Genomic DNA, 15,349 nt, shown 5'->3' with positions numbered 1-15,349 from the left:
ATTTTAAAAAGTAGCATATTATAAAACACTTCTAAAACAGATTTATGTAACTGTAAATCAGTTACTTAAAGTGTATTTGTTTTTCTGAACAAAATTTGAAACTTTTTGCAACATTGGTAAAACAAGTATCTGGGGCTTGGTTCTAACTTGCAGTAATTAAACGAAATGGTTATATTATAATGGATAAAAAAATTTTAATCTGGTCTGTTACAGCTGCATTAGCTGGATTTCTTTTTGGATTTGATACCGTAGTTATATCAGGAGCAGAAAAGGAATTGCAATCCATTTGGAATAGTTCCGATGTTTTTCATGGTGTTGTGGTTATAGGTATGGCGCTTTGGGGAACAGTAATTGGAGCCATTTTTGGTGGAATTCCTACCAATAAGCTAGGGCGTAAAAAAACACTTTTTTGGATAGGAATATTATATACCGTTTCTGCACTAGGATCTTGTTTAGCAAACGACCCCTACACATTTGCCTTTTTTAGGTTTATAGGAGGGCTAGGAGTAGGCGCATCAACAATAGCTGCACCTGCTTACATCTCAGAAATAGCTCCAGCGAAAGATCGCGGAAAACTTGTGGGGCTTTACCAATTTAATATTGTATTTGGTATTCTAATTGCCTTCTTATCTAATTATCTGCTTAACAACATGGGGGACAATGCATGGCGATGGATGGTAGGTATCGAAGCCTTACCAGCAGTTATTTACACTGTATTTGTTCTGGGCATACCAAAAAGCCCAAGATGGTTACTTATTAAATACAGGAATTCTGAAGCTAAACAGGTACTTAAAACTGTAAACCCTAATGCAGATGCAGAACTATTAATGGACGAGATTAAACAGGAAATGAAAAATACTGTAGCTAACGAAACCATTTTTATTAAGAAATATAGACTGCCTTTAATGCTTGCTTTTTTTATTGCTGCGTTTAACCAATTATCGGGCATTAATGCTTTTTTATATTATGCGCCCCGAATTTTAGAGGAAGCTGGGCTAGGGGAAAGCACAGCGCTACTAAGTAGTATTGGCGTTGGGTTAACAAATATGCTTTTTACATTGTTAGGTGTTTTCTTAATAGATAAATTAGGTAGAAAGCAACTTATGTATATCTGTTCTTTTGGTTATATAATATCCTTATCGTTAGTATCGGCGGCTTTCTTTTTAAACTGGGAAGGTAGCGCAATGCCAGTGTTTTTATTCATGTTTATTGCGGCTCATGCTATTGGTCAAGGTACTGTTATTTGGGTATTTATTTCAGAAATTTTTCCAAATCATTTACGAGGGTCCGGGCAATCGTTTGGGAGTTCTGTACATTGGGTTTTAGCAGCAATTGTACCTTCTTTCGTTCCAGCATTGTTCTCTATTGTTGGTGCAGGAATTGTATTTGCATTTTTTGCAATAATGATGGTGTTACAGCTAGTGTTTGTAAAATACATGATGCCAGAAACAAAAGGGGTATCTCTTGAAGAACTAAGTAAGAAATTAATTAATGAGTAATAAAATATTTATGAGAAGATTTTGGCTATTAGCAATTGTGGCATTAGTGGTTTTTGGATGTAAAGATGCATCTGAAACTAATACTAATACCGATACTACAATATCTGACGATGCAAACAATAATGTAGAACAATACCGCTCTAGGTTCCACTTTACACCAGAAGCAAACTGGATGAACGATCCAAATGGTTTGGTATATTTTGATGATACGTACCATTTATTTTATCAATACTATCCGCACGGTACGGTTTGGGGACCTATGCACTGGGGACATGCCGTAAGTAAAGATCTGTTAAACTGGGAACATAAACCAATAGCTTTATATCCAGATAAACATGGCTATATTTTTTCTGGTAGTGCTGTAATAGATAAACAGAATACAGCTGGTTTTGGTGAAAACGCTATGGTAGCCGTTTACACATATCACAACGTTAATTTAGAGAAGGAAAATAGCATACTGTACCAAACCCAAGGTATTGCCTACAGTACAGATAAAGGTGAAACATGGACAAAATATAAAAACAACCCTGTGTTGGACAACCCAGGGATTAAAGATTTTAGAGATCCAAAAGTATTTTGGAATGTAGATAAGCTAAAATGGCAAATGCTTTTAGCAGCAAAAGACCACATTCAAATTTATGAATCGAATAACTTAAAAAACTGGGCAAAAATTAGTGAGTTTAGGTTAAATGACAATCCACCTTTAGGGGTTTGGGAGTGCCCAGATTTATTCAAACTTAAAGTTGAAGGTAGTACGGAAGAAAAATGGGTGCTTATAATTAGTCATGGCGGCGAAAGCTCTCCAAATGGAGGCTCGGGTACACGTTATTTTGTAGGCGATTATGATGGTACAACCATCACAACTAAACAAAAGGTAAATAAATGGATAGATTATGGTACAGATAATTATGCTGGGGTAACGTACAATAACACTCCAAATAACAAACGCATTTTTATAGGATGGATGAGCAACTGGAACTATGCTACCGTTACTCCAACTGAAACATGGAGAAGTGCTATGACATTGCCTAGAGAGTTAAAACTAATAAAAAATGATAACGGTTATCTTGTAAAAAGTGAACTAATTGGTGGCTTTGATAACCTCACTACAAAAGTACCAGAAGCACAAATTACAGGTACTTACCCAACAAAATTTAGTTATTCAAACTTACAGCATAGCGTAGTAGCTTTTAATGCTACTATCAACACAGAATTGTCACTAGAATTATCAAATAAAGACGGCGATACATATACAGTTGGCTATAATAAAAACACAGGAGAGTTTTTTGTTAACAGGGGTAAGTCTGGACATGTAGATTTTAATGAGAACTACAAGAAATCAGCGTATCAAACAATGCAAATTGGTACAAAGGAACAGCTTTCTATAACCATGGTTTTAGATGCATCATCTGTAGAAATATTTATAAATAACGGTGAGTATGTAATGACCACACAAGTATTTCCTAATAGTGATTTCACAAATTTTGAAATTAAAAATCCTAAAGGCATAACCATCAACAATTTTGAATTTAAGGAGGTGAAAAAATAAAATGAAACATAGATTTTATAACATATTATTAAATTATACAACCGCACTTTTCTTGCTAATAAGCATTACGGCTTGTAGTAAGGATTCTAGCGACCCTGTTGTAGATCCAGACCCAAACCCTAATCCTAGCAACGAATTAAGGGAGGTTTTTGAATTTGATTTTAACGAAACAAACGGTGCCGTTACTTACGAAACTAATTCGGGTAATGAATTTAGTATAAAAGGAACTGCCGTAAACCGTATGCAAGGTGTGCAAGGAAACAGTTTGTTTTTTGATGGCCTCTCTAATGAAGTAGAAGGTACTTTACCCACCAACTTAATGCCTAACAGAAACTTAGCGGTATCGCTTTGGGCTTCACCTAAATCGTACCCAGTTGGTACGGCGGCTATACTAGCGTTGTCATCGCAAGGTACAAACCCAGGACTTACTATAGGTATAAATAAGTTTGGGCAAATAGTGTTTAAGTATAATGTTAACGGTACTGTGTTTGAGGAAATAACTTCAGAGAGCTTAGACAGAAATACGTGGAACCATATTGTTGTGGGTTTAACGCCCGCTAAAAGGTATCTTATTATTTATTTAAATAATGTGGCACTTAAAACGGTAAATGTACCATCTGGAGATATTGTTTGGCCGTCTAGCAACATACCTGTTACTATTGGTAAAAATACCATGGGAGAAAAGCTTGGTGTTTTCGACGTAGATTATTTTTCTGGAGCTATAGACGATATTAAAATTTACGCAGGTGAGGCTACGCAAGAAAATGTTACTAAAATACATAACAGTTACAATGCTCCAAGTAGCGTAAACTATACTTTTAATATAGATTATTCTGATGATAGCAATAGACCAACATTTCATGCTATTCCAGATTATGGTTGGGCCAACGAATCTTATGGGCTCATTTACCAAGGCGGTAAGTACCATATGTTTTACCAAAAGAATGATGTTTTCTTAGGAATAGCACAACAAAATTGGGGACATTTTACCAGTACAGATTTAGTGAATTGGGAAGAACAAAATGCAGTATTGTGGCCTACGGAAGGCTGGGATAATTTTGGCATATGGTCTGGATGTGCCATAATTCTTAAAGATGGCACCCCTGCGGTTGCCTATACTGGGGTTGATGGTGTAAAGGCAGGTATTGGTACCGCAACGTCTTCCGATAATTATCAAACATTAAACAAAAATTCAAGCAACCCAGTAATACCAAGTGCGCCAAGTGATGTTAATATGGATTTTAGGGATCCATACATTTGGACAGAAAATAATACGTACCATATGGTTGTAGGTAGTGGTATTTCATCAATAGGTGGAAATATAGTGTATTATAGTAGTGCTGATTTTGAAAATTGGACTTATGGTGGTATAGCATATCAAGGACAAAAAAATCAGGGAGAAGGACAATTTTGGGAAATGCCTGTAGTGTACGAGTTTCCTAATGGCAAAGACATGCTTTTAGTTCAAAAAACACCAGATGCTACACCAGCGGTAACAACCTATTGGATTGGTGATTTTAATAATGGCGTGTTTACACCAGATTTTGAACAAGCCAAAACACTAGAAGTGGTTAACGGCTTTTTATCACCTACGGTTACTACCGATACTAGTGGAAATATAACGGCTATAGGTATAATACCAGATGAGGTAAATGCTCAATTTCAAAGAGAACAAGGATGGGCTAATTTATTTAGTGTGCCACAGGTTTGGACACTCGATGCAAACAACGACATACGCATAAGTCCTCATCCTAACTTGAATAATTTACGAGGAGATGTAACTGAGTTTAACGGGCTATCTATAGAAGATGGAGGCGAAAACTATTTAAGCGGCTTTAATGGACGCCATTTTGAAATGGAAGCTACCATAAATACAGGTAATGCAAACGAAATAGGTTTCATTTTCGGAAAAACACCTAATAACGAAGAATTCTACAAGGTGTACTACAATATGGCCAACCAAGAGTGGGTTGTCGATGCTTCTAAATCTTCCTTAAATACTCAGGCAAGAAGAGATATAAGAAAAGGCAATTACCCAATTACACCAGGACAAACCATTCAGGTTAGGGTATTTATAGATGGTTCTGTTCTAGAAGTATTTGTAGATAACAAAGCACATTTTACAGGACGCTTTTACCCAACATTTAGTAATGCTACAGGAGTAGATGTATTTGCTTCTGGAGGTACTGCAACAGCAGATATAAAAATGTATAACATCAACAACTAAACCAATAAAACAAAAACGATTATGAAACCGACATTAATTTTAATTCAACTAAATTCTTAATTCAAATGAACAAACTATTTTATATAAGCTTGCTTTTATTAGTAAAGTTATCGTTTGCTCAGGAAATCACAATTAATGGAGTTATTACTTCTGAAAGTGATGGGTTTCCACTACCAGGTGCTTCGATAATAATACAAGGAACAAGTAAAGGAACGGTAACTGATTTTGACGGACAATATCAGTTAGAAGCAAATCAAGGTGATATTCTAGTGATTTCTTATGTGGGCTATAAATCAAAAACGCTTACCGTGTCTCCACAGGCAAATTATAACGTAAGTCTCCAAGAAGATGTAGCTAAACTAGATGAAGTTGTTATTACTGGTTATGCCAAAGAAAGAAAACGAGACATAACAGGGGCTATAAGTGTAGTAGATGTTGAAGAATTAGATGCTGTTGCCACACCTAACGTAATAACAAAACTGCAGTCTAGAGTGCCTGGTTTAAGTTTAACATCTTCGGGTGTTCCTGGAGGTAATGATACTCAAATTTCCATTCGTGGGTTAACTTCTGTGTTTGGAGGAACAGGACCTCTTTGGGTTATAGATGGTGTACAAACCAATAGTCCAGCAGGTTTAAACCCTAATGATATTGAAAGCGTACAGGTATTAAAAGATGCTGCCTCGGCAGGTATTTATGGTACCGAAGCCGCAAGGGGTGTTATAATTGTTACTACAAAACAGGCTAAAAGCGGAACTAGAAAAATAACATTAGATTCTCGTGTAACTTTAAATACAATAAGAGAGGATTTTAGTGTATTAGGTTCGCAAGATTGGTTAGATGTAAGGTATGCTGCCAATGGTGGTGTTCCTGTTGTTGCTGGAAATATTGTGTATACGCCCGGTACAGAATTACCAGAGTTTTTAGATGCTGAAAGAAATTTAAGAACCTCTAACACCAATTGGGTTGATGTTATTACCAGAAACTCAATTTCTACCACAACAGATTTTGGCTATTCTTATGCCAATGATAAGTGGAATATTTTTTCGGGCTTGGGTTATGCCAAAGACGAAGGTATTATTGCAAATACATTTTACGACAGGGCTACACTTAGACTTAACGCTAGTGTAAAACTATTTAACGATAGAGTAAAACTTGGAGAAAATCTTACTGTTGCAAATTTTAGGGAAGTAAAGGCAAACTCTATGGAAGATGCACTACTTCAAAATCCATTAATTCCTGTATATGCTGAAGATGGTTCGTTTGGTGGCCCTACAGGGGCAGGACTTCAGGATAAGTGGAATCCTCTAGCTGTTTTACAGATTAACAGAGATAACATACAAAAAACATGGAGAACTTTTGGTAATATATATGCTGATGTAAATATAGCTAACGGACTAACATTTAGTTCAAAATTTAATTTTGATTTTAACAGATATAAGTTTGATGAGCAAACCGGAGCGTTTAACCAAAACGGAAGTATTTTAGGTAATATTTTTATTAACGATGGTGAAGATTACCAACGCTTTGCTCGTAATAGAAATGAAACCGATGTATTTATATTCACCAATTTATTGTCCTTCAATAAAGATTTTAATGAGCACACCGTTAATGCTTTTGTTGGGCATGAAACCTACAGCAAAACTCAAACTAACGATTTTACCAGAGTACAAGTACCTTTTGGGACTAATGTAGATTTCGAAAATATTGAACAATACGATATTATAGCAGACAATACTATTCTAGATGCTTATGGTATTGGGCCAGATAGTAAACGAGAATCTATGTTTGCTAAAGTATCTTATGATTATTCAAACACATACTATGCTTCGGCAAGTGTAAGAAGAGATGGTAGTTCTCGATTTGGTAAAAATAACAGGTACGGTATTTTTCCAACAGCTTCGGTAGGTTGGACTATAAGTAACGAGCCATTCATGGAAAATTCCAAAGTGTTCAATAATTTAAAATTAAGAGCATCTTGGGGTGGTAACGGAAACGCTGATATTTTAGAGTATGCACAATATTCAATTTATCAAGAAGCTATAGAAAATAGTAATTACGATTTTGATGGAGATGGCACAGGACCTATAGATCAGGGTGTGTCTCCAAACCAAATTGGCAATCCAGATTTAAAATGGGAGCAATCTTACCAAACCAACGTTGGATTAGATGCTAATTTGTTTGATAACCGCGTAAACCTTGTTGTAGATCTTTATGAAAAAACAACATCAGATCTATTGTTGCAAACCATTCAACCCGCAGTGTTAGGAGAAGCAGGAAGTACTTTGTTTTTTAATGCAGGTGATATGGTAAACAGAGGTATCGATATTGTTTTAGGGTATGATTCTAAACGAAAAAACGATTTTAAATACGGTGTAGATTTAACGTTTTCTGCTTACAAAAATGAGGTTACTAGTTTAAACAACGCCGATAAGTTTATTCTCCAGGGTGTGTCTTACACTGGTGCGGGACACCCTATAGGGTCTTATTTTGGCTTTGTAGCCGACGGCCTTTTTAGAACACCAGAGGAAGTAGCAATTCATGCAGAACAAACAGGAAAAGCACTTGGTAATATTCGCTACAGAGACTTAAATGGCGACGGTGTTATTAATCAAGACGATAGAACTATAATAGGCAATCCACACCCAGATTTTGTGTATGGTATTAATTTAACGGCATCATATAAAAACTGGAATTTTGGGATGTTCTTCGATGGGCGCCAAGGCAACGATATGTATAATGCTCAAAGAGAACTGTTGGATTTTCCATACTTTGGCTTTAACCATGGTTTAAACACCTTAGATGCTTGGTCGCCAAGTAATGCAAATTCAAACATTCCCGCATTAAGTACTACAGATACGAATGACCAAAGACGTCCTTCAACCTATTTTGTAGAAGATGGATCGTTCTTCAGACTTAAAAACGTAAATATTTCATACGATTTTAGTGCAGAAAACATCAGCAAATTAGGGCTTACAGGAGCTAAAATATATGTACAAGCAGAGAATTTAATAAACATAACTTCTTTTACAGGCTTTGATTATGAAGTTCCTGGATTAAGTAGAACAGGTATAGGTATTGCCGGTATGGGTGTATATCCGCATACCAAGACATTTAGTTTAGGGTTTAACTTACAATTTTAATAATTATGAAAATATATAATAAAATAGCAGCTATAGTAATGGTGGTATTCACCATGACGTCATGCGCCGAAGATTATTTAGAAGTAAGTCCAGAAAATGTAATTTCTGAAGACAATCTAGATTTAGAGCAATTGGTTGTAAGCGCATACAGTACGCTAGATTACAGATACAATACGGGCGAGTTTAGAGACAATTGGCCGTTCGATCATGCACCTACAAATTGGTGTTTTTCAGATATAAGAAGTGGAGACGCCTACAAAGGTGGCGGTGGTGTTGGTGATAACCCAGGAGGTGGAATGCATGCTCTAGAAATACATCAAGTATTTCCTTCTTCTGATAATGTATATAATTTATGGCGAGCACTTTATTTCTCAGTATTCAGGGTTAATAGTGCTATACGGGCCATAAACGATAATCCAGATTTTGAAAATGCAGCATTAAGAATTGCAGAACTTAAAGTATTAAGAGCGCATTTTTATTTCGAGGCTATGAAGAATTTTGGATCTTTTGTGTATTTAGATGAAAACACGCCTGTAGATGAGGTAGCAAGCATAGAAAACTCATTTGATGCAGATTATCTATGGGGCAAAATAGAAGGCGATTTAAATGCAGCAATACCCGTATTACCAGAAACACAGCCAGAATTAGGTAGAATTAATAAACTTGTAGCTTATGCATATTTGGCAAAAGCAAAACTGTTTCAAGGTGAATGGCAAGAAGTGATTACAAATGCCGACAAGGTAATTGCAGGCCCATACAGATTGGTAGACGATTTAGAAAAATTGTATTCAACACCAGGTTATGGCAATCCAGAAAATGTATTTGCCATTCAATATTCAATTGATGATGGATCGGAGTTTGGTAATTTAGATTTTGGGAGTCTGTTAAACTCTCCAGATTCTCCTTCAGACGATCCTAATCACCCGTATTTAAACGGCGATGATTTTGATAAGCCATCGCAAAACATAGTTAATGCATTTAAGGTAGATGCCAACGGATTACCACTTTTAGATACTTATAATAACTCTGATTTAGAACCAAGAGATACTGCAACACCAGTAGACCCTAGGTTAGACCATTCTATTGGAAGACCAGGAATAACTTGGAAAAAGTGGGAGCCTATGCCAATGCAAGATAACTGGAACAGGGATATTGCTACCTATGGGTATTATGTAAGAAAGAAAAATCAAATCGATCCGTATTCAGATTTAAGGGCATCAGGTGGTTTTCCTTGGGCAAAAGGTGCTTTAGATTGGCCAATTATAAAAATTAGCGATGTAATGTTATGGAAAGCCGAAGCTGCCATAGAACTAAACGATACAGAAACTGGTATGACAATTATAAACCAAATTCGAAACAGAGCTAAAAATGCACCACGTGTATACGATTTTAACAATCCGTCGGTAGATGCAGCCAATTACAGTATAGAATTGTACCCAACCATAGGCATAACGCAAAACTATGCTAGAAAAGCATTGCGTATGGAAAGAAGGTTAGAACTTCATAACGAAGGACACCATTTTTACGATTTAGTACGATGGGGAGAAGCCGCTAACTGGATAAATAATTACATGTTAACCGAAAGTGGAAAACGAAGCTACTACAGTGGCGCTTCATTTACAGCAGGAAGAGACGAATATCTTCCAATTCCACAAATAGAGATAGACGCAACAGGCGGTGTTTATAAACAACGTGCAGGCTATTAAAACTAATTAACTAAATAAAAACACATTTAAAATTATTAAAATGAAGAATATATCTAAAGTTATCAAATTAGGGCTGTTCCTTTTTGTAGGAATGCTTTTCACGGTTACATTAAGTTGTAATGATGACATCACTTTTGAAGATCAAGTACCAGACTATGCATATTCTATAATTAGGTCTTTTGATATCAACAATCAATCGGCAACAATAAACCACAGTACAGGTACAATAACATTAACATTGCCCGCAGGAACCAATGTAAGTAATTTAACAGTAAATATGTCTTTGCCAGAAGGCGCAACTGTAGAGCCAGCCTCTGGAAGTACAGTAGATTTTTCAGAAGGCCCAGTAGTGTTTACCATTAGCAACAATGGTGTATCTAGGCCATATACTGCAACGGTAGCTGCCTATGGCGATCCTAAAATTATGACATTCTCTATTGGAGAAAACGATGGTGTAATAGATCAAGAAAATGCTACCATACAAGTTACTGTTGGTAGTGAAGCTAATATTAAAGCATTGGCGCCTCAGTACACCATTCCAGGAGGAACAACATCCACACCACAATCGGGAGTTGCACAAGATTTTACAAACCCAGTTAAATATACTGTACTATCAAACGATGGATTTACTGGTAAATCGTATTTTGTTACTGTAACGCAATTACAAAAAGCTTTAATTACGAGCTTTAAAACTGGAACCGATGTTTGTAGTGTTACAGGAATTATTGATGATGAAACATCTACAATAAATCTTGACTTTCCAGCAGGTGCAGATTTATCAGCTATTGCACCAATTATTGAAGTAACAGAAGGCTCAACACTTTCACCAGCATCTGGCGTTGCACAAGATTTTTCTGCTGGAGCTATTGAGTATGCGGTAACTAATGTAGAAGGTATTACCAAAACCTATACGGTGAACGCTAGAACCATAACGTCTTCTAATAAAATTGCCTTTATAAGTGGAGCCGATTGTGTAGAAAGTATTTCAGAACCAGATACTAAAGCAGCAGCTTTATGGTTAAAAGCTAATTATGCCGAAGACTTTGTATATCTAAAAGCAAGCGCTTTAACAAGTGCAGATTTAGCTAATACAGAAATGGTCTTGTTATACTGGGATAACACAGGGTCTCAAGATATGCCAGATGGCGGTATTACTACCGATAAGGTTGAAATTATAACAAACTATTATAAAGCCGGTGGCCATTTAATGGTAGAAGGTTTTGCCATAAACTTACTAGACGACATAGGAAGAATTAACATTAATGGTACACTATTAACAAACGAGGGTGGCAATACAAATCCTGTTGGAGGCGAAAATTTAGATGCTTGGGGATTAAGAGGTAGCTATACAACACCAAGTCCTGCAGCGTCTGCAAATCATCCAATTTTAGCTGGTTTAGACCAAGGGACAACAGATTATTATCCTATGAATAACGCAAACTATAAGGAAGATCGCAATTTCGGAATCGATTTTGGTGGTGAATACAATAGCTTATTTACACAACCACACTGTTCTGAAGAAAGAGCTTTAGAGTTTGAAACTGCAACAAACAGTGTGCTTATTAGATGGTACGAATGGTTAGATGCACGTGGTTGCGGTATTGGTCTGGCAGAGTTTAAGCCACAAGGTGAATACCTAGGCACAATGATAGTGAATACAGGTGGTTGGTTAGAATGGAGTATGGAAGACAACAACGGTGCCGTTAACGATTACCAAGGTAATATTCACTTATTGCACGCTAATGTAATTGACTATCTATTAAATTAAAAAAGCATGAAAAAACTAATTATAAAAAAAGCCATCGCAATTATGGTTCTAGTTTTAGGACTACAATCTTGCGATGAAAGAGAAAACTATATGGAAGGACCAGAGGTTCTTAATATAGTAGAAAGCGTTTTAATAAATAATAAAAGTGCCGAAATAGATCATTTAGCAGGAAAAATAAATGTAAGTTTAGTAGGTAATACAGATTTAAGTGGTGTCTCGTTCGAGGCTACTGCGCCAAAAGGTGTAACTATAACTCCAGAAAGCGGATCTACCTTAGATTTAAACACGCCTGTAGAACTTGTTGTTAATAACGGTGTTTCCGATAGAACTTATACAATAAATGCTACATTATTACCTTCCAAAATAGCTTTTTTAGGCGATGGTGCTACTATTGATGATATTGCTGATGACGATGTAAAAGCAGCTGCCTTATGGACACAAGCTACTTATGGCAGCGACTTTGTTTATATTTCTTATGAAGCCCTTTCAGACGATGCCTTAAATGGTGTAAACGTTATTGTGTATGTGCACGATCAAGTTGGCTCCTCTAACCAACCAACTGCTTTATTAGAAAAGCTAAATGTACTATCTAAGTTTTACGTTCAAGGTGGTAAAATAGTGGCAGGATTGCTAGGTACTGGTCTTGTGGAAGAACTTGGTAGGGATACTTCTGGTTTAAGAAATATTATTGGAACAGGGGTAGGAGGTTCTAATCCAGATACTTGGGGCATTGGGTTTACCAACTCTAGCGTAGCAAATATTATTTCAAACGGATTAGAATTTTACGATGCCAACAAAGCATTTGTAATTAATGCCGGATACAAAGAAGACCACAATGCACTTTGGAATTTCAATTCTATTGAAACTGCACCTTATGCTACCTTTAATTCACTTTATAATGCAGAACCTATTGCTGCTTGGGATTGGGCAGTAGACGGACAAGCATTTGGTGGGATAATTGTTTGGAATCCTTTTGAAAGATTTAAAGGGTATATGATAACCATAGGTATTGGTGGAATGGAATGGAGCATGAACGACGGCAGAGACAACCCATATTTAAGCAACGTACATAAAGTGTATAAAAACAGTATAGATTATTTGAGTAGTAAGTAGTTTAGTTTAGTTGAGGGAGCGGGTAGTTTTTACCTGTTCCCTTTTTTTTAGCTAAAAGCTACTATAACACGCAGTATTTTTCCTATGAATTTTCCTTACAAAATAACCCTATTTTTCTTTTTAATTTTTTCAACGATTAAAGCACAACCTATCGATATTAGTTTTGATGGGCCAGAGTGGTGGAAATCATTTCAAAAAGAGTATAAAGCACAACTGTACAATTCTAGTTACGATTTGAATTCTAAGACACCTCATTTACTTTGGAAAAATGTAGGAACAGGTAATGGAGCGCTTCTTTTTGATGGCTATTCTACCTATATGGAAATTAAGGAATATACACTACCAAAACAATTTGTTTTAAGCTTTTGGATTGCCCCCCGAGCTTTTGATAATGCTATAGATAATAAAATATCTAGTATTATTGATTATAGTGCTAAAACGGACATCAATTCATTTAAAGTAGGGTTTCTAAAACATGGGCAATTAGCCATTCAATATTCATTAGGAGCTACAAAACAATATATTACAAATGATGAGCTGTTCCTACCAAAAAACTCTTGGAGCTTTGTGAGTATTATTCAAACAGATGATACTATCAAGGTATTTGTTAATGAAAAAGAATTATTAAATGCGGTATTGGATAAAGATATTATAAACCATCTATTTAAGTCCGATAATTACCTGCTTACTATAGGAAGAAATTCCAATGCTAGTGGGTTTGGGGAAAAGTTTAAATTCAACACTATAAATGGTTTGCTTGATGAATTATCTATAAAACCTATTGCTTCGCAATTTGATACAAGTTATATTGATTATAAATCGCACAGCAACAAAAACTTAAAGGAAGTTTTAAGGCTTAAGCACTCTAAAGTTAGCGATAACTACCGCCCAAATTACCATGCTATTCCTCCAGCACATTGGATGAACGAACCACATGCACCCTTATTTTACAACGGAACATACCATCTTTTCTATCAACACAATCCTTTTGGTCCGTATTGGGGGCAAATTCACTGGGGGCATTGGGTGAGTAATGATATGGTACACTGGAAACATGCCGATATTGCCTTGGCGCCAGAAAAAGGGCATCTGGATCCTGATGGTATTTGGTCTGGATCCGCTTACATAGGTCCAAACAATACACCTATGCTTTTTTACACTGCTGGTAACGATAGTAAAAAAGAAAACCAATATGCTTCTATAGCTGTACCAAAGGATAAAAATGACAAGAATTTGGTGCAATGGAAAAAAACTGGCCTTATTGTTGAAAAACCATCAGAATATTTACATAGAGAATTTCGCGACCCTTTTATATTCAAAATAGACAAAACGTATTATATGATTGTTGGTAGCGGTATAAAAGACCAAGGTGGAACAGCAGCTTTATTCGAATCTAAAGATGCTAAAAACTGGCAATATTTGCATCCATTTTATAAAACCGATATAAATAAATATCCATTTATGGGCGGTGTGTGGGAGTTGCCTATATTTTTACCACTACCAACCAAAAGTGGTAGCCCTACCAATAAATATATTTTAATGGTATTGCCTTTAAGGGATAATGCCGATGTTGAAGTTTTTTATTGGATAGGAGCATTCGATAAAAATAGTAAAACGTTTATCCCAGACCACGACACCCCCAAATTGCTTGATTATGGCGATTTTGGTTTTACAGGGCAAAGTGGTTTGGTAGATCCTAAAACCAACAGGTCTATAGTGTTCTCCATAGCACAAGGAAAACATGGAAGTTTAGATAATTACAAAATGGGGTGGGCGCATAACGCAGGTTTGCCAATTTACTTGTGGATAGATAAGGAGGAAAAACTTCATTTTGCTCCAATTGCAGAACTTGAAAGCTTAAGAAAAAAACCAATAGTTTTATGTAATGATTGTAAAATTTCAGAGGTAAATACAACCCTTAAAACGGTTAAGGGCGATCAGCTAGAAATTGCATTACAGTTTAAACCTAAACAGGTAAAACAGGGCATAGTTGTTCGTAAATCTATTTCAGGAAATCCACAAGCAATGGTATATTATGATCCTGAGATAAAATCGGTTGTTTTTAATAAAGTACAAAGCAATCCAGAGCGAAAATTTAAGCCGCTTACAGCACCAGTTTCAGAAAGCGATATATTGAATTTGCGTATTTTCTTAGATAAATCTATGATAGAGATTTATATAAATGATGAGGTTTCCATAACGGATCGTATTTATTTTTCAGATCCAGAAGCGCAGCATATTGAGCTAATGGGGTTTGATGCAAATTCAACATTAAAAAAACTACACATTTGGCCAATGCAATCTATAGAATGGGATTATGTTGCGCCTACTAAAAAATAATATAAAA

Annotated in this window: 8 protein-coding genes; all 8 read left to right on the top strand. The window is 36.0% G+C overall.

Translation table 11 applies throughout. The annotated features are described in order from the left end of the window. Positions 1-179: 179 nt before the first annotated feature. Positions 180-1,499: a sugar porter family MFS transporter gene (locus tag CLV33_RS05570; RefSeq protein WP_105473044.1), complete on the top strand. Its 1,320-nt coding sequence runs from the start codon at positions 180-182 to the stop codon at positions 1,497-1,499. Then, positions 1,492-3,048, top strand: a complete 1,557-nt coding sequence (locus CLV33_RS05565) for a glycoside hydrolase family 32 protein (RefSeq protein WP_244906388.1) — start codon at positions 1,492-1,494, stop codon at positions 3,046-3,048. The genes CLV33_RS05570 and CLV33_RS05565 overlap by 8 nt, the downstream gene beginning before the upstream one ends. 1 nt (position 3,049) lies before the next feature. Beyond that, complete coding sequence (locus CLV33_RS05560; protein WP_105473043.1) at positions 3,050-5,275, top strand: GH32 C-terminal domain-containing protein; 2,226 nt, start codon at positions 3,050-3,052, stop codon at positions 5,273-5,275. Between the two features lie 65 nt (positions 5,276-5,340). Beyond that, positions 5,341-8,415, top strand: coding sequence for a SusC/RagA family TonB-linked outer membrane protein (locus CLV33_RS05555; protein WP_045371359.1), 3,075 nt, complete (start codon positions 5,341-5,343; stop codon positions 8,413-8,415). 5 nt (positions 8,416-8,420) lie between these two features. Further along, a complete protein-coding gene (locus CLV33_RS05550; RefSeq protein WP_105473042.1) occupies positions 8,421-10,121 on the top strand; it encodes a RagB/SusD family nutrient uptake outer membrane protein in 1,701 nt (566 codons plus the stop codon). Between the two features lie 40 nt (positions 10,122-10,161). Further along, on the top strand, positions 10,162-11,889 hold the full coding sequence (locus CLV33_RS05545; protein WP_146109713.1) for a DUF5018 domain-containing protein: 1,728 nt from the start codon (positions 10,162-10,164) through the stop codon (positions 11,887-11,889). A 6-nt stretch (positions 11,890-11,895) separates the two neighbouring features. Further along, positions 11,896-13,002 (top strand): DUF4960 domain-containing protein, encoded by a 1,107-nt coding sequence (locus tag CLV33_RS05540; protein ID WP_105473040.1) that lies wholly within the window; start codon positions 11,896-11,898, stop codon positions 13,000-13,002. An 84-nt stretch (positions 13,003-13,086) separates the two neighbouring features. Then, entirely contained in the window at positions 13,087-15,342 is a 2,256-nt protein-coding gene (locus CLV33_RS05535; RefSeq protein ID WP_105473039.1) for a GH32 C-terminal domain-containing protein, read from the top strand. Positions 15,343-15,349 lie beyond the last annotated feature (7 nt).

This window comes from Jejuia pallidilutea, from assembly GCF_002973595.1.
Taxonomy (GTDB): Bacteria; Bacteroidota; Bacteroidia; order Flavobacteriales; family Flavobacteriaceae; genus Jejuia; species Jejuia pallidilutea.
This window is presented reverse-complemented; position numbering and strand designations above follow the sequence as displayed.

What these genes read in the sequence shown, in the direction of transcription:
- CLV33_RS05570 (WP_105473044.1), top strand. Translation starts at nt 180, where the DNA reads ATGGATAAAAAAATTTTAATCTGGTCTGTTACAGCTGCATTAGCTGGA.
- CLV33_RS05565 (WP_244906388.1), top strand. Translation starts at nt 1,492, where the DNA reads ATGAGTAATAAAATATTTATGAGAAGATTTTGGCTATTAGCAATTGTG.
- CLV33_RS05560 (WP_105473043.1), top strand. Translation starts at nt 3,050, where the DNA reads ATGAAACATAGATTTTATAACATATTATTAAATTATACAACCGCACTT.
- CLV33_RS05555 (WP_045371359.1), top strand. Translation starts at nt 5,341, where the DNA reads ATGAACAAACTATTTTATATAAGCTTGCTTTTATTAGTAAAGTTATCG.
- CLV33_RS05550 (WP_105473042.1), top strand. Translation starts at nt 8,421, where the DNA reads ATGAAAATATATAATAAAATAGCAGCTATAGTAATGGTGGTATTCACC.
- CLV33_RS05545 (WP_146109713.1), top strand. Translation starts at nt 10,162, where the DNA reads ATGAAGAATATATCTAAAGTTATCAAATTAGGGCTGTTCCTTTTTGTA.
- CLV33_RS05540 (WP_105473040.1), top strand. Translation starts at nt 11,896, where the DNA reads ATGAAAAAACTAATTATAAAAAAAGCCATCGCAATTATGGTTCTAGTT.
- CLV33_RS05535 (WP_105473039.1), top strand. Translation starts at nt 13,087, where the DNA reads ATGAATTTTCCTTACAAAATAACCCTATTTTTCTTTTTAATTTTTTCA.